The sequence below is a fragment of the Heyndrickxia sporothermodurans genome (genome assembly GCF_003055045.1).
GTDB lineage: Bacteria > Bacillota > Bacilli > Bacillales > Bacillaceae_C > Heyndrickxia > Heyndrickxia sporothermodurans.
In genome coordinates this window covers 319,890-339,546 of the sequence record NZ_NAZB01000008.1, presented here as the reverse complement: position 1 = coordinate 339,546, position 19,657 = coordinate 319,890, and the positions used below count along the sequence as shown (strand labels likewise).

21 protein-coding genes are annotated in these 19,657 nt (G+C 33.8%); 7 read left to right on the top strand and 14 right to left on the bottom strand.

Going from position 1 to position 19,657, the window contains the following annotated elements; genetic code table 11:
- Positions 1–55: 55 nt before the first annotated feature.
- The 3 genes from B5V89_RS03455 to B5V89_RS03445 form a co-directional block, all read right to left on the bottom strand.
- Complete coding sequence (locus B5V89_RS03455) at positions 56–1,930, bottom strand: LTA synthase family protein (RefSeq protein WP_107920865.1); 1,875 nt, start codon at positions 1,928–1,930, stop codon at positions 56–58.
- A gap of 155 nt (positions 1,931–2,085) precedes the next feature.
- On the bottom strand, positions 2,086–3,051 hold the full coding sequence (locus B5V89_RS03450; RefSeq protein ID WP_108070504.1) for an ROK family glucokinase: 966 nt from the start codon (positions 3,049–3,051) through the stop codon (positions 2,086–2,088).
- A gap of 13 nt (positions 3,052–3,064) precedes the next feature.
- Complete coding sequence (locus B5V89_RS03445; RefSeq protein WP_108070502.1) at positions 3,065–3,262, bottom strand: YqgQ family protein; 198 nt, start codon at positions 3,260–3,262, stop codon at positions 3,065–3,067.
- Between the two features lie 161 nt (positions 3,263–3,423).
- Between B5V89_RS03445 and B5V89_RS03440 the strand changes: the two genes are divergently transcribed.
- Positions 3,424–4,299, top strand: coding sequence for a hypothetical protein (locus tag B5V89_RS03440; protein ID WP_108070500.1), 876 nt, complete (start codon positions 3,424–3,426; stop codon positions 4,297–4,299).
- On the opposite strand, the gene B5V89_RS03435 is transcribed toward B5V89_RS03440, so the two are convergent.
- From B5V89_RS03435 to rpmG, 4 genes are all read right to left on the bottom strand, one after another.
- Positions 4,292–5,806, bottom strand: coding sequence for a rhomboid family protein (locus B5V89_RS03435; protein ID WP_108070498.1), 1,515 nt, complete (start codon positions 5,804–5,806; stop codon positions 4,292–4,294). The genes B5V89_RS03440 and B5V89_RS03435 overlap by 8 nt on opposite strands.
- Before the next feature lie 118 nt (positions 5,807–5,924).
- Positions 5,925–6,101, bottom strand: coding sequence for a hypothetical protein (locus tag B5V89_RS03430; protein WP_213087486.1), 177 nt, complete (start codon positions 6,099–6,101; stop codon positions 5,925–5,927).
- Between the two features lie 78 nt (positions 6,102–6,179).
- Entirely contained in the window at positions 6,180–6,746 is a 567-nt protein-coding gene (locus tag B5V89_RS03425; protein WP_108070496.1) for a 5-formyltetrahydrofolate cyclo-ligase, read from the bottom strand.
- Between the two features lie 53 nt (positions 6,747–6,799).
- Entirely contained in the window at positions 6,800–6,949 is a 150-nt protein-coding gene (gene rpmG, locus B5V89_RS03420) for a 50S ribosomal protein L33 (RefSeq protein WP_066234353.1), read from the bottom strand.
- Positions 6,950–7,179: 230 nt separating this feature from the next.
- Here rpmG and B5V89_RS03415 point away from each other — a divergent pair, with 230 nt between their 5' ends.
- Positions 7,180–7,539, top strand: a complete 360-nt coding sequence (locus tag B5V89_RS03415; RefSeq protein ID WP_108070494.1) for a hypothetical protein — start codon at positions 7,180–7,182, stop codon at positions 7,537–7,539.
- A gap of 19 nt (positions 7,540–7,558) precedes the next feature.
- Entirely contained in the window at positions 7,559–8,044 is a 486-nt protein-coding gene (locus tag B5V89_RS03410; RefSeq protein WP_066234345.1) for an endolytic transglycosylase MltG, read from the top strand.
- A gap of 37 nt (positions 8,045–8,081) precedes the next feature.
- Here B5V89_RS03410 and B5V89_RS03405 read toward each other — a convergent pair whose 3' ends face one another.
- From B5V89_RS03405 to B5V89_RS03385, 5 genes are all read right to left on the bottom strand, one after another.
- The gene (locus tag B5V89_RS03405) at positions 8,082–10,250 is read right to left on the bottom strand and encodes a peptidoglycan D,D-transpeptidase FtsI family protein (RefSeq protein ID WP_108070492.1); all 2,169 of its coding nucleotides are present in this window, start codon (positions 10,248–10,250) and stop codon (positions 8,082–8,084) included.
- Between the two features lie 169 nt (positions 10,251–10,419).
- Positions 10,420–12,612, bottom strand: a complete 2,193-nt coding sequence (locus tag B5V89_RS03400) for a peptidoglycan D,D-transpeptidase FtsI family protein (protein WP_108070490.1) — start codon at positions 12,610–12,612, stop codon at positions 10,420–10,422.
- 126 nt (positions 12,613–12,738) lie between these two features.
- Entirely contained in the window at positions 12,739–13,944 is a 1,206-nt protein-coding gene (locus B5V89_RS03395; RefSeq protein WP_181294599.1) for an MFS transporter, read from the bottom strand.
- Between the two features lie 119 nt (positions 13,945–14,063).
- Positions 14,064–14,672 (bottom strand): superoxide dismutase SodA, encoded by a 609-nt coding sequence (sodA, locus tag B5V89_RS03390; RefSeq protein ID WP_107920087.1) that lies wholly within the window; start codon positions 14,670–14,672, stop codon positions 14,064–14,066.
- 125 nt (positions 14,673–14,797) lie between these two features.
- Positions 14,798–15,277, bottom strand: coding sequence for a DUF456 domain-containing protein (locus B5V89_RS03385; protein WP_066225904.1), 480 nt, complete (start codon positions 15,275–15,277; stop codon positions 14,798–14,800).
- 142 nt (positions 15,278–15,419) lie between these two features.
- Between B5V89_RS03385 and B5V89_RS03380 the strand changes: the two genes are divergently transcribed.
- From B5V89_RS03380 to ispG, 3 genes are all read left to right on the top strand, one after another.
- Positions 15,420–16,193, top strand: a complete 774-nt coding sequence (locus B5V89_RS03380) for a DUF1189 domain-containing protein (RefSeq protein ID WP_181294598.1) — start codon at positions 15,420–15,422, stop codon at positions 16,191–16,193.
- A gap of 93 nt (positions 16,194–16,286) precedes the next feature.
- Complete coding sequence (locus B5V89_RS03375) at positions 16,287–16,607, top strand: hypothetical protein (RefSeq protein WP_066225908.1); 321 nt, start codon at positions 16,287–16,289, stop codon at positions 16,605–16,607.
- A 117-nt stretch (positions 16,608–16,724) separates the two neighbouring features.
- Positions 16,725–17,819, top strand: coding sequence for a flavodoxin-dependent (E)-4-hydroxy-3-methylbut-2-enyl-diphosphate synthase (ispG, locus tag B5V89_RS03370; RefSeq protein WP_181294207.1), 1,095 nt, complete (start codon positions 16,725–16,727; stop codon positions 17,817–17,819).
- 75 nt (positions 17,820–17,894) lie between these two features.
- Here the strand turns inward: ispG and B5V89_RS03365 are convergent, their stop codons facing one another.
- Positions 17,895–18,260: a DUF4190 domain-containing protein gene (locus B5V89_RS03365; RefSeq protein WP_108070486.1), complete on the bottom strand. Its 366-nt coding sequence runs from the start codon at positions 18,258–18,260 to the stop codon at positions 17,895–17,897.
- Between the two features lie 181 nt (positions 18,261–18,441).
- Between B5V89_RS03365 and B5V89_RS03360 the strand changes: the two genes are divergently transcribed.
- Positions 18,442–19,026, top strand: a complete 585-nt coding sequence (locus B5V89_RS03360; RefSeq protein WP_066225919.1) for a hypothetical protein — start codon at positions 18,442–18,444, stop codon at positions 19,024–19,026.
- 39 nt (positions 19,027–19,065) lie between these two features.
- Here B5V89_RS03360 and B5V89_RS03355 read toward each other — a convergent pair whose 3' ends face one another.
- Positions 19,066–19,479 (bottom strand): Fur family transcriptional regulator, encoded by a 414-nt coding sequence (locus B5V89_RS03355; RefSeq protein ID WP_107920086.1) that lies wholly within the window; start codon positions 19,477–19,479, stop codon positions 19,066–19,068.
- Positions 19,480–19,657 lie beyond the last annotated feature (178 nt).

Here is a 19,657-nt window from a genome sequence, read left to right as displayed (position 1 = left end):
TATTAGTCATGAAATTAATAAAACCCGCAACCGCGAGTTTTATTATTTACTCTTACTAATTAATTGATTTTTTTCCATAAAACCTAAGCAAATCACCGTAAATGATTTGATCGGAAAAATCAAGCTCATTAGTTGCTTTTTCCACGAATTTTTGACAAGCACTTTTATCTACTTGTTCCCCCGTTTTTTTCGAATAGCATGTATTACTCGACCAAACATATTGATCTGTTACAATTTGACCGTCTCGAAAAACAGCGAAGTTTCGATGTTCCGGTGAAAATAGATCCTCACCGAATTGCAAATCTTTTTTTGTATCAATCCCTAATAAATGAAGAATGGTCGGTCTAATATCAATCTGTCCCGCTACTTCTGTCATCACCTTCCCTTTTCCTTTATCCGTAACGCCAGGAATATGAATAATAAATGGGACTTTTTGAAGCTCGACATTAACTAGTGGAGTGATTTCCTTTCCTAAATATTGACTCATAGCAGTCGTGTGATTATCCGAAATTCCATAATGATCACCATACATGATGATGATTGAATTATCATATAATCCTTCTTCCTTTAATTTATTAATGAATGCCTTAATCGCTTCATCCTGGTAACGCACAGTAGTGAAATAACGATTAACCGTTTTGTCATTCGATGTATACTCATTGATTAGTTTATCTGAATCATCAAGTGTAAAAGGATGGTGGTTCGTTAATGTTAACATCTTTACGTAAAATGGTTTTGGCATATCTTTCATTAAATCTACAGATTGTTCAAAAAACGGAATATCCTTCATCCCCCACCCAACCGAATTATCGTCTGTTATGTCGTATGAACTGGATGAATAGAATTGTTGATAGCCCAATGATTTATACATTAGATCGCGATTCCAAAAACTTTTATTATTGGCATGCATTCCAGCAGTATAATAGCCATTCTCATTTAATCTTTCCGCCATTGAATGATATTCATTTCCCGCATGAGTAAAGAATACTGCCCCTCTATTCAAGGGATAAAGTGAATTTTCTACTAAAAACTCAGCATCGGATGTTTTTCCTTGACCTGTTTGGTGGTAAAAGTTATTAAAATAATAACTGTCTTTAATAAACTTATTTAAATATGGTGTAATGACTTGGCCGTTAACCTTTGAATTGATAACGAAGCTTTGGGTTGATTCAAGTGAGATGAGAATAACATTTCTATTTTTAGCTATACCAAATAATTCTTTATTTGGTTTCACATAATTGGCTCTTACATAATTTTCAACTTCCACTAAGTTACTTCCATCGGCTAATGCTTTTTGCGCTGACGTTTTCGATTGCAGGAAAATATCGTATATATGATAATTAAACGATCCAATATTTTTCACTAAAATTTCTCGATCGAATGTGCGTGATAGTAATTGAGGTCGTTCTGCTTCTGAAAGGCCTAAGTTTAAAAAAAGGGTTGCTGCAGTCACAAGAAAGTAAGCTCTTCGATTAACACGAGAAGGTGAGTGAAAGTTGATCCATTTTGGTTTCAGTTTGATGACAACAAGTAAAAGGAAAAGGTCGATGAAATAGACAAAATCCCACCAATTTATTTCGGCTAACGCACTATCACCTAAATCGGAAAAATTATTCGTTTGAAACAAAACTGGCAATGTTAAAAAATCAGAGAAAAACCGATAAAACACAACATTTGCATAGATAATAAAGGATAAAAGAAAGCTCATGACAAAAATGTAGATGTTTCGAATTTTTTCCGACTTAAAAAACAGTGATAAACCAAAAATAAAAAATAAAAAACTCGCCGGATTAATGAATAAAATAAGCTCCTGCATCCAGTTTTCAATTTTCATATGGAATCCAGTCTTATAGACAATATATGTTTTCATCCATAGAAAAATAGCCGCGACAATGGGGAATAAAAACGTTATTTTTTTTGAGTTTAACATGTAAATATGAAAACCTCCCTCTTACTTGAAATGAAGAGAAAATCAAGTAAGAAAAATGTTATTTAACAAAAAAACATTTTCGAAATTTATTTACCCCGTATAATAGACGTCCAAAACCAAGAAAAAGTTGCAAGTTTGTCCAAGTTTCTTAAGATTTATTTGCTTTTTATTAACCAAGCCGCGCCAATTACTCCTGCATCATTGCCTAATGTTGCTAAGTGAAGTGAAGTTGATTGAGCAACCGTTGAGAAAGCAAATTTTCGAAAATAGGTGGAAATTGGCGCAAGCAATGTATCTCCAGCTTTTGAAACTCCACCCCCGATAACGATTTTTTCCGGATTTAAACTATTTCCTATATTCGCAAGTGTCAAACCTAAATAAAATGCAACTTGATCAACAATTTTCTTTGCTAATTGATCATTCTCGTTTGCACAATCAAATACATCCTTCGCACTTAGACGGCCCTGTTTGGCAAATATGTCTTTCATACGGGAATCATTCTTATATGTATGTAAGTTTTCTGTTGCTATTCGTGAAATACCGGTTGCAGAAGCAACTGTTTCCAAACATCCGGTTTTTCCACAATTACATGGTGATCCATTCTCAGGGATAACAGTAATATGTCCTATTTCACCTGCTGCCCCTTTTACCCCGTGGACAATCTGCTTATTAACAATGACTCCACCACCGACACCCGTACCAAGTGTCACACATAGTAGATCTTTAGCACCTTGTCCTGCACCTTTCCACATTTCACCAAGCGCTGCACAGTTTGCATCATTGTCAATAGCAACTGGTAAACCGGTCAATTCACCTAAAGCTTGAACAACTGGTAAATTATCTTCCCAGCCAAGATTTACAGCTTCGTAAATAATACCTTTTTTCAAATCAACTGCACCTGGCACACCGATTCCAATTCCTAGAAGAATTTCCTTTTCTTTATTTAGTCTTTCTAATTTTTGGTCAATTGAATCAGAAATATTCTTTAAAATATTTTTCCCCTTTTCTGAATTATCCGTATCAATTTCCCATTTGTGAACAATATCACCATTTTCATTTATAAAAGCTAATTTCGTTGTCGTTCCACCTAAATCAATTCCTGCAATCCATTTCTCTGTCATTTCTTCTTCCCCCTTACAATTTTTTGCAGTTTCGCATTTCCTGACGCAATACTAAAATGGCCGTCGTAAATACGTCACTGTCGATTAATTGCAATTTATATAATTCTCTTATTTCTATCTCCATTAATTTTATATCTCCTAAACGATCCCCTACATAAATAATGATTCCATATTTTTTTAATAACTGCTGTTCATCGTAAAACGTTTTCAAAACTCCACACCCTTGTATTTACATAAACTCCACAATTATTAAACAGTATAAAATATATTTAGATAATGAACAAGTTCCGAAACTATTAAAAATTAGTAAGCATAAATACAAAACGTTCACGTATATTGAAATAAAAATGGACAACCGAAGGATGAGAAAGCATGAAAAAGAAATACGCTATCGTTATAGGCATTTTTATCGTTATTCTTTTCCTAATCATAAAAACAGCTAAACATCCCGTACAAGAGACAATCACCTTTTTTCCTCTTCATAAAAACGCTCAATTTATTGATGCCGAAACGATGCTTACCCTTATACCTAATAAACAAAACAAATCAAAATACAAAATCGAATACGAGATATATTCAAAATTAGATCGAAAAGCATACTTAAGGCAAGATATCGGATTGCTATTTAAAAACGGAAGATTAATCAAACCAATTGGGATAAAAAAATGGCAGCAACATTCTTCAAAATTAACTTTAAATGATACAGTCAATGAAAAGGATAGTGGGTATTATGAAGCGATTTCTTTCCATTACGGTGAAATCCAAGAAAAGGGCATGATCAGCAGCGTTCAAAGAATGTCGTTCGATAAGCTCTATGTGATTGATTCAAAATTTACACCAAACTTACTATCTTTCCATTCAGCTGCAACAAAGGAGGAAAAGCAGTGGGAAGATACATTTAATCAAATGAATGAAAAACAATTAAATCAATTATGGAAACAAGCTATTTCTAAGCTGGGAATTAACCGTAGTCAATATCGGACCATTCCTTTAAGCTCACTACCTAATTATAATGATCGGCCACTGCCTGGATTTACAAAAAATAAGTCACAGGAAATTATTGGGAAACTTTGGGAAGGTTTATATAAAAATTATTTACTAGGGATAAAAAAAGAGGACGGAACTTCCGAATCATTAATTGGAAGTACAGTCCCGCTTTTATTATTTAATAAAAACAACAAAGAATTATTAATTATATTTATCACTAAATCTCAGGAACCTTATCTTTTAAAACAAATCATTAACTAGCTTGATTCATTTTGTTCAGCAGTTCTTCATATTTCTTATCTTTAGAGAATTCTAATGCTTTTTGAACGAGCTCTTTTGCTTTTGTAAAATTGCCCTCGTTCGCATACAATAATGCTAGATTATAATATGCCTGATGAAATTTCGGATCTAGTTCGATCGTCTTTTGCAGATGTTCTTTTGCTTTCTCCAATTTTTGAAGTTGAATTTCAGAATATGAAAGCTGAAAATAAGTTACTGCATCGCCCTTACCTTTTTCGACTAACTGATTAAGCAATTTATAAGCATCTTCGTAGTTTTCATCATTTAATTTTTGTTGGGCGAGGCCGTTAATAACTTCCGGAGATTCATTGTTGAAACCCATAAATAATAAACCGCCAGTCACAATTGCAGCCAGTAAAAGTGCTCCAATTTGAGTAAACCATTTGTGTTGCTTTGGAAAATGAACAATTGCCGCTGCAAGAAATCCTCCGACAAGTCCACCGAGATGACCATAATTATCAATTCCCGACACACTAAATCCAAACACGAGATTAATGATGATGACTATGATCACATTCATACCCATTGTTCGGAAAAATAATTTCGGATTTGCTGCACCAATATACAGCAAGGCACCAAAACAGCCGAATATTGCACCACTTGCCCCGGCAGATAGATGACTACTGAATAAGAAACTAGCTAGTACTCCGGCAAATCCTGAGAAAAGATAGATCCAAACAAATCTAATCCGGCCGAAAATTTGCTCTACTGTCGGTCCTAAATAATATAAGGCTAATGAATTCATTAGGATATGAAGAAACCCAATGTGAAGAAAAATCGGCGTAATAAACCGCCACCATTCCCCTTCTAATATTAACGGATTAAATTTCGCGCCGTACCGAATCAAATTTTCTTGATTATTACTTCCACCTGTCATTTCCAATAAAATAAACATGGCAATTTGAATCGCAAGAAACACATAGGTGAAAAATGGTTTGCCATTTTCAAAAAACTGTTGTTCTTGCTTTGACTTTGAAACCACATTCGTTAGTACTGCCGATTTTAATTCCATGACATCTTGGTCTTCATACTCATCATTTAATTGAATAGTGATGTCATCATTAAGTATTTTCGATACATGTGATATACCATTTTCAACGTTTTCTTGGTCGATTATCACACTATGTAATAACGTTTTCTTATTGACTTGTATGGGACGTTGAATATAAGATTCAAACTCATCTACTGGTAAATGCATACTGATATATATGTTTAAAACATTTAGTTGACGCTTCATTAAATGTTTTCGGATATTTTCTGCTTGTACTGCACTATGATGGACATCACGCTGTAGTTTTTTTCCCCAATCCAAATCACTTCGCAATAGTCTTATTACTTGGGCATGTTTATTTGTTGTATCCTCAAGCCATAATTCATTATGATCCTCACTCATATGCATTAAGGAATAGCCTTTATCTGTAAATATTCGAGCTAATTTCCAAAATAAATAATCTTCTCTATTGCTCAACAATACTCCTCGCTTTCCCTTTTGAATAGTACATTGTATTAACTATAACGAAAAAACAGACGAACTGTAAAGTATTTCATTACTTGACAGTTCGTCTGTTTTTTATAAGATCCTTCTTTTATTTAAATGTACTTTGTAGGATCCTTGTTTTAAATCCCGGGATATTCATTGCAATTTTGATACCCATTTTTCTAATCCAGTAGCTTCCAAGTAAGAAGTTCAACAATTTATAACGATACTTAAAAACACTATAAACAATTAATCCTGATAATAACCATTTAAAGATACTATTCACTATGACATACCCTCCATTTCATACCAAACCACTAAACTCAATATGAATATGTTTATAGTGTGTCTTTAAAAATATACTTTATTCAGAACAAAGAATTGTTTCATTTTCAGTTATTATTCTTTGGACAGGAATATCATGTTTTTCAATAGGGAGCTCTGATTGTATTTGTGATGAAAAGGCTAATGAGATTGTCATCCCTTGATAGTTATGCAAAAAGCGATCGTAATAACCGCCACCAAAGCCAAGTCGATAACCATTACGAGTGAATGCGATCCCCGGAACGATAATTAGATCCAACTCTTCTTTCTTGACTTCAGTTGTTTGACCATCAATTGGTTCAAAAAGGCCAAAATACACGCTTTCTAATTGTTTAAAAGAAGTAATTTCTTTAAACACCATTTCTTTTGTTTTTGGTATGCATTTTGGAACGACCATTCGTTTTCCTACTTCCCATCCTTTACGAATAATTTGCCATGTATCAACTTCAGGGAAACGAGATAAAGTGATGGCAACAGTAGATGCAGCATTAAATTTTGGATGTCCAAATAATTGTTTAGCAATTAAATAGGAGTTTTGTTCATATGTACACCGATCAATTGATGATAAATCTTTTTTTAGACATTCTCGCAACTCTTTTTTCTCCACTTTCTTCCCTCCACAAAAAATGATAAAAAAAAGCAGCGGGAATTCCCGGCTGCTTACTTTGTTTCGCGATGTACTGTTGCACGTTTTTCTCTTGGACAGTATTTTTTAAGCTCAATACGGTCTGGATTATTACGCTTATTTTTTGTTGAAATATAGTTACGCTCACCGCAATCTGTGCAAGCTAATGTTATATTCACACGCATGTTTATCCCTCCAAACTTCATTGCATTCATTACTATTCATACGACTTTTCTATAATATCATTTTTCTAGTTGAATTGCTAGTATGATTTTTTCTTATCGTTTTTATGACATGAAATGTTCACTAATTAGGCGAATGGGCAAACCTTCCAAAATAATAATTCATCATATTGATGGAAGTAATGGCTTGTTTATGCTATAAATGAAAAGAGCAAAAATGAAAGGGTGAGGTTATGAGTACACTAATTATATTGTTGCTCATTTTATCTATCTTGTTGTTTATTATTTCCTTTTTTCAAAAGGATCATTCCACAAACTTAAAAAAAGAAGTAGAAGATCTATCTATGAATCTCTACCAAGAAACCTATCAAATAAATAAACGGATAAAGGTTTTAGAGGAAGAATTGCTAGTAGATGATCAACTTATGAAAAAAGAATTGTCTAAGTCAGCGAAACCTGTTGTAAATGAAATATTAAAAAACCAAGTAATCGCATTATTTAAACAAGGGTTAACTGTTGAGCAAATAGCTAAACAGTCAGCATTAGCTCAATCAGAAGTAAAAAATGTCATTGCTGACTTTTTAGATCAGTAATGGAAGCGGGTGAGAATGAATGAGCAAACAAACAACGAGAGCCTTCGCACTCGGACTTTTACTTTCGGCTATACTAATCCTCGTATTCAAACCGTTTGATACTGTACATAAGGAAAGTACCGTTAAAGAAGGCTATGAACAGATAAAGAAAACAGATCTTAAACAATTACAACAAGAAAAAGCGCAATTAGAAGAAAAATACAATGCTCTTTTAGCGAAAAATAATGATAAAGCAACAAGTGAAGAAAAAAATCAAGCATCATCTAAAAAAGATGAAAAACAAAATGATGGAACTATTAAGTATCGCATCACGATTAAGTCTGGAATGAGTCCTTACGAAATTGCTGAACAATTAAAATCAGCGAAAATCATTAAAGACGATGACAAATTTGTCCAATATTTAATCAAACATAAATATCATGAAAAAATCCAGTTAGGTAAATTTGATGTTACCAATAAAATGGATTTCAAAAAGTTAGCAGTAGTCCTTACGAAAGGAAGATAATAATACACAAAAAACCACTNNAGTGGTTTTTTGTGTATTATTCTGATTGCTTTTCTTTCGCACTTTTAATATTTTCAACTTTTTTTGTTGATGTTGCTTTATCTAAACCATCTTTTTCTCGTTTTTCTTTTAATTCAAAATAAGCTTTAAACACTTCATCTGCTATCTCCAAATTGACGTGTGTTTTATCAGTTGTTGACCATGGCACTACTACTGATACCGCAATTTCGGGATTATCATATGGAGCATACCCAGCGAATGTTACGTTCCAAAGCATAAGGCCTGGATTGTGTGAAACAGGTCCATCATAAAGAGCTTGGGCTGTACCCGTTTTCCCAGCAATTTTATATTTTTTATTTTTAATTGTTCCGTATCCTGTTCCAAGTGGATCATTCACTACTTGCTCTAGTCCGAGTTTCACACGGTTAATCCACTCGTCTTTCATATCAACCTTATTTAGAACCTTTGGTTTAATTTCTTGAATAACCGGACCCATCTCATCCATTTTACTATTTGGTTCGCGAATTTCTTTTGCAATATGTGGCTGAACTCGATACCCACCGTTTGCAATAGTTGACATATATTGTACAACTTGCAATGGTGTGTATGTGTCATACTGCCCAATAGCAAAGTCCAATACTTTCCCTGCTTCGGGTGGTATTTGTCCGACACCGAAGCCGATTTGTTCACCAGGTAAATCAATTCCTGTTTTCACACCTAAACCAAATTGAGCAAAGTTTTTCCTAAACTTTTCAATTGCAGCCACTTTATCGATGCTTAAAGGGCCATTTGGAATATATGTTTGTTGTCCTCCTAATTTCATTGCTGTTAAAAACATATATACGTTTGAAGATCTTTTCAATGCATAAAGATCATTTATTGGTCCAAATCCTGACGTATTCCAAGATTTTTTTACTTTTGTATGCAGGAAATTCAAAGGTCTATCATTCAATACATCTCCCGGTGAAATCGCACCAGTTTGGTAACCCGTTAATACCGTTGCACCTTTGACGACGGATCCCATTGAATACGATGTCGTCATATTTCCCAATGCATAATCATTAATATCGGTTTTTCCCGTTTTTTTATCCCGCTCATATTGTTTACCAGCCATCGATAAAACTTCCCCTGTATATGGGTTCATAACAGTAACAAATGCTCTATCCATATAGGGCTGACCTATTCTCGCACTACCTAATTTTTCTTTAATAATTTTTTCAACTTTACGTTGTAAATCGATATCAATAGATAAGACTAAATCGTCCCCTCTTTTTCCCTCTCTTACTACTTCAGAATCTAGTACGTTTCCCACTTTATCTGTAACATTTTTAACTTTCTCCTTTTTCCCTTGCAAAATATCCTCATACTGGTATTCGATATAGCTTTTCCCAACACGATCGTTTCTACTATAATCGCGTGCTAAATAATAGTCGACCAAATCCTTGGGCAAGCCTTCTTTCGAGGATGAGATTTTTCCTATTACCGATCCTAATGTTTCATTGCCTTCTTTGTCCTTGTAAACATTATAACGGTCCCAGTCAGTAGTTGTATCTACACCAGGTAATTTATCAAGATTTTCACTAACAACAGCAAATTCTTTTGCGGTAACATTTTTATTTTTGATGACTTGAGGCGATAACGGATAACCTCCAATCATTTCTCGATAAATCGCTAATACTTCCAATTCTTGTTTGGTGAAAGAATTGAACTCTTTTTCGGTAATTCGATCAAGTGTTAATTTATAAATTTTCGAATTATCATTTTTTAATTTTTTAATTTCTGCTTTTGAAACTTTCGCCTCTGCTTCATCAGGATGTTTCAAAATCCAAAAATCTTTTTTGTCTCTTTCTGTTATCGCTTTGAAATCCGCTTTTGTGTCTTTTTTGATTAGCTTAGCTAAATCTTCCGCGACCTTTAATATATCTTCTTGTTTAATATTTTTCGGTCTCGTATATGTGATTGCATTTAACGGTTTGTTTCCAACAACAATTTTTCCATTTCTATCTAAAATTTTTCCTCTTGGGACTGATGTATTAACCGTTACATTCTCTTTTCTATCAATTTCCCGCTTGTAATCATCTCCGTAAACAATTTGGACAATCCCAAGTCGAAGAATTAGGAGAGAGAAGAGTATAAAGACTACAAAAAATAATATATTCATTCGTAAGGAGACAAACGCTCTTTTTTTCTTTTTCGTTTTCTTCAAATGACAAAACCCTCCCACTTTTTACATCACTCTACATTTTAACGGAAAGACAAGAGAATTTCTATAAATTAAATGCAGAAATATAAGGAAAGAGCTTTATTTTATTCTTCATAAAATAAATTAGAAAAAGAGCCTAGAATATCTAAGCTCTAAAAAAGTAATGATTTGTTTATTCTGAACTAGAATCATCTATTTTATTTTGTTCTTTTTCTGCCTTTTTTATATTTATTATTTTATTAGGAGAATTTGTATCCTTTTTCTCACGTTTCTTTTTCAAATCAAAATATGCTTTAAACACTTCATCCGCTATATCTAAATTTGGATGCATTTTATCTGTCGTAGACCAAGGAACAACAACAGAGAGGGCGACTTCAGGATTGTCATACGGTGCATAGCCGGCAAATGTCAAGTTCCAAAGCATCAACCCCGGACTATGGGGAACGGGGCCATCATAAAGCGCTTCTGCTGTTCCTGTTTTTCCTGCGATCTTTAATTGCTTATTCTTTATTGATTTACCGGTTCCATTCGGGTCATTTACAACTAATCGTAGACCTGCTTTTACACGCTTGATCTCCTCTTCATTCGCCCCTATTTTATTTAATACATTCGATCCAAGCTCGTGGGCTACTGGACCAAGTTTATGAATATCATCACTTGGTTCGCGAATTTCTTTAACTAAATGGGGCCTGATCCGGCTTCCGCCATTAGCAATCGTAGAAATGTATTGAACTAATTGCAACGGTGTATACGTATCAAATTGACCGATTCCGAAGTCCAATACATTACCGGCGAAATCTGGAATCCTTCCGCCAAACCCGACTTGCTCACCAGGAAGATCGATCCCTGTCTTGACTCCTAATCCGAATTGCGCAAAATTATACCTTAATGTATCGATTGCTTTTACTTTATCGATACTAAGTGGTCCATTAGGAATATAATATTGCTGACCGCCAATTCTCATCGCTAATTTAAACATATAAACATTGGAAGATCTCTTTAACGCATATAAGTCATCAATATCTCCAAAAGCTGACGTACTCCAAGAACTTTTTGATTTCGTATCTTTAAATACTAAGGGCTCATCTCTAATGACCCTATTATTCATTGTAATTGCCCCGGTTTGGTAGCCTGTCAAAACCATTGCTCCCTTTACAGCCGAGCCCATCGCATAAGAGGTAATCATATTTCCTAAAGCAAAATCATTATATTCTCTCGCACCCGTTTTTTCATTTGTTTCTCGTAGTTTTCCTGCCATTGCTAATATTTCACCTGTATTCGGATTCATTACTGTGACAAATGTTCGATCCAAATAAGGTTGCGATAAATGGGATAATTTATTTGTAATAATTTCTTCAACCTTTTGCTGAAATTCCATATCAACAGATAACACTATATCATTTCCTCGTTGGCCTTTTCTGACAACAACCGAATCAATGACTTTTCCGGATTTATCCATTTTGTTTTCGATTTTTTCTTTTTTACCTCTTAGAACATCTTCATATTGATATTCTAAGTAACTTTTCCCAACACGATCATTACGGCTATACCCCAATGCTGTGTAATATTCCGCTTTTTCACTAGGTAAACCTTCTTTTGTTGTAGTGATTTTCCCTAAAATTGTTGCAAGTGGGGCAAATCCATCAATTTTATAACTATAATAGCGGTCCCAATCCGTTGTTATATCAACTCCTGGTAATGCATCCAAGTTTTCAGCAATTATCGCTATTTCTTCTTTTGTCACATTTTTATTTTTAATAATTTGTGGTGTCAGCGGATATCCGCTTAACATTTCTCGATAGATTGCCAGTACTTCAAGATCTTTCTTCGAAAAGGAATTTATCTCTTTTTCAGTAATTCTTTCTAACATGAGACGATAAATTTCTTTATCATACTCTTTTTCAGCTAATTTTTTTTGCTTTAAACTTTTTTCATCTTGTTTCGTAATTTTACTTTTTGCCTCATTTTGATGGTGTAAAATCCAAAAATCTTTACGATCTCTTTCAGTAATTGCCTTAAGGTCTTCTTTTGTATCTTTTTTAATGAATTCAGCCAATTTTTCAGCAATTTCAAGCATCTCTTCTGGTTTAATAGATGTTGGCCTTGTATATGTAATCGCCTTTAGCGGTTTATTTCCAACGATTAAATTTCCGTTTCTATCTAATATTTTTCCCCGTGGAACTGGTATTTGAATCGTCACGTCACTTGTTTTCTTTATCTCATTTTTATACTTTTCCCCGTGGACAATTTGGACAACCCCTAATCGAAAAATAAGTGACGAAAATAAAAGAAAGACAACAAAAAAGATAATATTCATTCTAACAGGAACGACTAACTTCTTTTTCTTCTTTTTCTTCTTTTTCATTTATTAATCCCCTTTTCCTCTATTTACCTTTATTTCATTGTAAAGGAAAAGTCCGACTAATTGAATAAAAATTTTAAATAAATAAAAAAAGGCATGAAATATTGCCTTTTTTTACGATACAGATATTTATGTAGACACTCTTTTTAAAAGAAATGAAACACAAATATATCCAGCACCTAAAATCATGAGCAAGTAGGGAATGCTTTGTTTATCATTAAAAAAAGTAATCGCTCCTATAAAGGCTAAAATTGATACAATTCTACCGGTATTTAAAAACAATTCGCGAACGACAATATATTCAATTCTAGCTTCAGCCGCCTGCCACCCTCTGCCGATTACGTCATATGTCATTGAAATATATGGCACTAGAATAATCGGATATGCGATCGCAATTACAGCTGCATATATCAATAATCTGACGTAACTAAAATCAAATACGATAATAAATATTCCCGCATATAAAAGGAATCCCCCTAACAGTATCGCTCTTTTTCGATATTTTCTTTTAATAAGTCGAGTAACTAAAGAATACCCTAAAAACGATATTCCTGAATTAATAAGCCCGAACGCGCCTAATGCAAATTCACTGCCTGTTGAGACAAAAACAAATACAGAAATAATAAATGCAAATATTCCATCTCGTAATCCTTGAAAAAAATGTGCATTTGTTATTAATCGCCAATTTCGATTATTTTTTCTCTCACCTAATATTCGAGTAAGCAAATATCTTCCATGAGCAGGACGCCTTTTAATAAAAAAGCTTAAAACAACAGCTAATGCGAAAAGTGTAAGTGAAAACCCAAAAACAATGGTATATCCAATATTGGATGAAAAACGTGAAATAATAAATCCGGCTAAAATGGGACCGATCATTCCACCACATGAAGTAAGGCTACCTAAAAATCCATTAAAAAAATCTCTCGTTTCAGGTTCAGTTATTTCAAAGGTAAGCACATTAAACGCAAGCCAATAAAAACCATATCCAATCCCTAGTAGACCACCTAATACAACTAAATAGTGTGATGCATGACTACCGAAAAACAGTACAGATAAATAAAACAATGCTAAAAAAATAACACCAATTCGCAGCACAATGACCCTATCTACCTTCTTCGCCCATCTCCCAGCTAAAATAAATGTGAGCGGCTGAAAAACAACAACTGAAAGATTGTAAATGGCTAAATCAATAAACTCCCCTGATTGTTTCCATAAATAAATATTTACAAACGTATTAGATAAAGCCACACTTAATGAGTATATTCCTCCGATATAGAGTAACAAAGATAAGTCTTTTGTTAATTCTATTTCACCTAACCATTTTCGAAATATCATGATAAACTCCCCTTTTTCATCCTTTATAGCTTTTGAAAAAGGAGTGACATTATACATTTTTCTATTCGTTATCTGTGCAATAAAAAAAGCACCGGAAGATTCCAATGCTTTTTTATTTATTATTTTGCAGCAGCGTATAATTTTGCAACTTCATCCCAGTTTACTACATTCCAGAATGCTTTAATGTAGTCAGGACGGCGATTTTGATAATTTAAGTAGTATGCATGCTCCCAAACGTCTAAGCCAAGGATAGGAGTTTTTCCTTCCATTAATGGATTATCTTGGTTTGGAGTGCTAGTTACTTCTAATTCACCATTATTAACGACTAACCAAGCCCAACCTGATCCAAAGCGGCCAGCGCCAGCAGCAGCAAATTCTTCTTTAAATTTATCTAGGCTGCCAAATTTTTTATTAATTGCATCTGCTAATTCACCAGTTGGCTCTCCGCCTCCGTTTGGAGAAAGAAGTTTCCAGAATAATGAGTGGTTTGCATGTCCGCCACCATTATTACGAACTGCAGTACGCTTTGCTTCAGGAACTGCATCAAGATTTGCAATTACTTCTTCTACGGATTTGCTAAGTAGTTCTTCATTTCCTTCAAGTGCTGCATTTAAGTTCGTTACATATGTGTTATGGTGTTTTGTGTGATGGATATTCATTGTTTCTTTGTCAATATGAGGCTCAAGAGCGTCATATGCATAAGGTAATTGTGGTAATTCAAATGCCATGGTAAAATTCCTCCCTATGTAAATGTTTTGAATCAAAGTGATTCATGTAATTTCAATTTAAGATTACCAAAGTTATAAGTAGCAGGCAAATAAATTGCCTAGTTTTTCTAAAAATTTTTCAACGACTAGATACTAATAAAAAAATAAACGACCATTACGAGTTGAATTAACCCTTTCACGACCACACTACTAACGAAACCGATTAGTGACCCCATTCCAATTTTCATCGCCTTAATAAACGGCGTCCGGTTTACAATCAACTCCCCGATTACTGCGCCTAAAAAAGGGCCAATCAAAATTCCTATAACTGGGATAATAAAGGGGCCAACTAACAATCCAATTGTACTCCCCCACACCCCGGCTTTCGATCCTCCGAATTTTTTTACACCAATTAGATTGGATAGATAGTCTGCTCCAAAAAGTAAAATAACAAACAAAATTTGAATTGTCCAAAAAAGCCAATTAAATGAATGAAAGGAAAAAAATAAGCCGTATAATATAAAGGAACCAAAAAGAAAAAGAACACTAGGAATGATTGGATAAATTAAACCAATAAAGGCAACAAGCATCATTACAATTATGATCGTCCAGTATAGCCAGTCCATAACTAACACCTCTTCTTATAATATTATGCTTTTATTTCTCAATGTTTTTACGTATTTCAAATGACATTTACTAAAAAAAAACCTACAATGATAAATAGTTGTACATATTATAGGAAAATGCAAAAAGGAAGTGACGATTGTTTTGAATATTTTTCAACGTTTTGTTAAAAGTCTTTATTCCCCTAAAGATATTGCAAAATATCGCTTTTTAGGAATCGGAAAAACGATTTTGTACGTTTTTTTACTTATGTTTTTATCCACTTTACCTGGATTATATCATTTTTCAAAAATGACAATTACTGCATTAAATGAAGGTAAACAAATCTTTATGGAAGAATTGCCTCCATTTCAAATTGAAAATGGAAATCTTACATCAGATATTAAAGAACCCTTTACATTGCAAAAGTCCGATTTTCAAATCATACTCGATCCAACTGGAAAAATCTCCAGGCAAGATATTGAAAAAGAAGGAAATGTTGTCGCATTACTTAAAAACGAATTCGTTGTTGTAAACGATCGAAATGCCCAAAACTTTCCTTATTCAGCCCTTGAAGGGATGAAATTACAAAACAAAGATATTGATAAATTTTTGTCTTCTATAAACGGAGTACTTTGGATTGTATTACCCATCGTATTTATTATTATGTACTTATTTACCTCTGCTATAGGATTTATTAAAATTTCAATTTTCGCAGGCATTGGAATTTTATTTGCAAGGACATTTGACAGAAACCTCCAATATCGAAATAGCTGGAGAATTACTGCCCACTGTATTACCTTACCTACCGTATTTTTTGCATTAATGGATGCATTAAAAACAGTCGTTCCGGGTGGATTATTAATCAACTGGATTATTTGTTTAATCTTCCTTTATTTAACCGTTAGAGAGATTCCGAAACCTAAAGTTAAAGCGTAGAATTGAAAAACTGACATTCAAGTCAGTTTTTTTCCTTTTTAGTCATAAGCAGTTAAGGACAAGCATATATATGACAAAAAGGAGGCGCTAATCTTGAAAAAATTCCTAGCATTCGTCGCAGTAATTATTATTATTTATAGTGTCTATATTGATATCAATTTCGGAACCATCCCTGTTGTTTCGCAAACAACAGTAAAATCAGAAAAGAACGCAACGATAGAAAAGCCTGCTCCATATATAAATAAGAAAGTGAATCCCGGTGACACCGTTTTGTCCATCGTGGAAAAAATCAATAAATCTCCATTAACCGTTCCGATAAAACAAGTAATCATTGACTTCAAAAAATTTAATCATAATATCGCACCCGAGGAAATTCAAATTGGTCAGGTTTACAAATTTCCAATATATAAATAAAATGACGAACTTCATTTCCTTGTCAATTACCGTCAAATATTGATACAATACATTTGTTATAAATTAAAATACAAACTGATTTGTACTTAATAAAGGAGCGAATTACCCTTGGGTGAAATTATACATCGTTCAAAAACACGCCCCGTTAAGGTTGGTAATCTAACTATCGGGGGAAGCAATGAACTTTTTATTCAAAGTATGACAACAACAAAAACACATGACGTGGAAGCAACAGTTGCCCAAATTAAACGTTTGGAAGAAGCTGGTTGTCAAATTGTTCGGGTTGCATGTCCAGACGAACGTGCAGCTGAAGCAATTCCTGAAATAAAAAAGCGAATCAATATTCCATTAGTTGTTGATATTCATTTTGATTATCGTCTCGCCTTAAAAGCAATTGAAGGCGGTGCGGATAAAATACGTATTAACCCCGGAAATATTGGGAAACGCGAAAAAGTAGAAGCAGTTGTTAAGGCGGCTAAAGCAAAAGGTATACCTATACGTATAGGTGTAAATGCGGGAAGTCTTGAAAAACAATTTTTACAAAAATATGGTTATCCTACTGCAGATGGTATGGTTGAAAGTGCTTTGCACCATATAAAAATTTTAGAAGATCTCGATTTCCATGATATTATTGTCTCAATGAAAGCATCCGATGTGAATTTGGCAATTGAGGCGTATGAAAAGGCTGCTCGCGCTTTTGACTATCCTTTACACTTAGGAATTACCGAATCCGGAACACTTTTCTCCGGAACTGTAAAAAGTGCTGCAGGTTTAGGAGCTATCTTAAGCAAAGGTATCGGTAATACTTTACGTATTTCTTTAAGTGCCGACCCAGTCGAAGAAGTAAAAGTAGCTAGAGAATTGTTAAAAGTGTTCGGGCTATCTTCCAATGCAGCGACACTGATTTCATGCCCTACTTGTGGAAGAATCGAAATCGATTTAATTAGTATTGCCAATGAGGTTGAAGAATATATTTCAACGATTAAAGCACCAATTAAGGTATCAGTATTGGGCTGTGCCGTAAACGGTCCTGGTGAAGCCCGTGAAGCGGATATTGGAATCGCGGGGGCTCGTGGTGAAGGTTTGCTTTTCCGTAAAGGAAAAATCGTAAGAAAAGTCCCTGAAGAAACAATGGTTGAAGAATTGAAAAAAGAAATTGATCTAATTGCTGAAGAATATTATAAGAAACAAGAAAGTGAACAAAAAGCATAGAAAAGTGCGGAGTGAATCCGCACTTTTCTTTTTATAACAGCTCCCACATTTATGGTAGTGATTAAGATATAAACATTAAAAAAATGGTAGTACGAATATCCCAATAATAAGAGAAACAACACCTATCCCTATACTCCATGCACCTAATGTTGTGGCGTTCCTTCTTCTTGCAACAAAACCAAGAATGATCCCTACGGCCCCTAATACTACTGGTAAGAAAAATAGGGATAGAACTGATAAAGCTAATGCAGACCAGCCAATAACTTTCCCACTTACATGAGCATGTTCATGGTCCTTATCTTCATCGCGATCACGATCGTTACTACGATCCCAAGAGACAGGTGCAGCTATTTCAGCAGCCGTTTCTTCACGATACTCATGATTATCTTTTTCATCATAATGATTTTCTTCTAGCTTGTCGTAACGCTTTTCATCATTCATAATATCCCTCACTTTCGAATCGTAAGAGCAGGAGCATTATTATTGTGTACTGAATGTTATTGTTTCATCATAACAATCTTTTCCAGCAATGAATGATGTAATTTTTGTTCAGTTTCATAATAGTATGATACACTTTTTATGGTGTAAATTTTTATTGAGCTTATAAAGGAGTAGTTATTTGATGAAAATGAAATTTGGAATCGACATTGACGGAACTGTAACCCACCCAAATTCTTTACTTCCCTATATAAATGAAGCGTTTCAATTACAATTAACTTTAGATGATATTACAGAATACGAACTCACAAATGTCATTGACGTTGACCCAAAAGCTTTTTATGAATGGTTTGTTAAAACAGAACCGAGGATGTATGGTGAATCACCGCTTGCTAAAGGGGCAAAAGAAGTTTTAACAAAATGGAAAGAAAAGTTTGAGCTATATTTCATAAGTGCGAGAAGTTCGAATTTAATCGACGTTACAGAAAATTGGTTTAATACAAATGATTTATTTTACCACCACATTGAATTAATCGGATCACATAATAAAGTAGAAGTAGCAAAAAAATATCAGGTTGATCTCTTTTTTGAGGATAAACATGACAATGCAGTAATGATACATGAACAATTACAAATACCAGTTATTTTATTCGATACACCTTATAATCAAGATCCTATTCCTGAAGGAGTCGTTCGGGTAAAAAATTGGCATGAAGCTGAAATATGGGTAGAAAAATGGTTGAAGATGAAAAGTAAAGTAACAAACTAAGTATAAATAAAAAATCATAAGACAGGATCTTATGATTTTTTATTTTATGCAATCCGGACATTTTCCATAAATTTCAAATTTATGACCTGAAACATTATATCCTACTAAGTCTTCATCCAAAATATTCATCGGACACGTTTGAATTTCTTTCGTTTTTCCACATTCTAAACAAATAAAATGATGATGGTGATTATTTGTTGAACAGCTAAAACGAAAATTCTTTTCCCCCGATAATTCCGTTGCTTCAAGAATCCCTAATTCAACAAATAAAGATAAATTTCTATATATAGTATCGAAGCTCAATCCTGGATAATCATCTTTCATATATTCCAGAACATCCCGTGCTGTTAAATACTTGTTATTAGCAGCAAATAATTCTAGCATTTGTTCCCGTTTTCCGGTATGCTTAAACCCTTTGTCTTTCAATGTTTGAATCGCACTAGTAACATGCATTTTATATAACACCTACTTTAATGAATGCTATTAAGAATGATTACGATTTATTCCATAAAAAAATTATACATGAGATTTTCCTTAATGTAAACTTACACACTCCGCCTACACTTTTCTATAAAAAACAAAATGAATTGGAACATTTCGTTTGTCCTATTCATATGTATCAAAAGAGGAG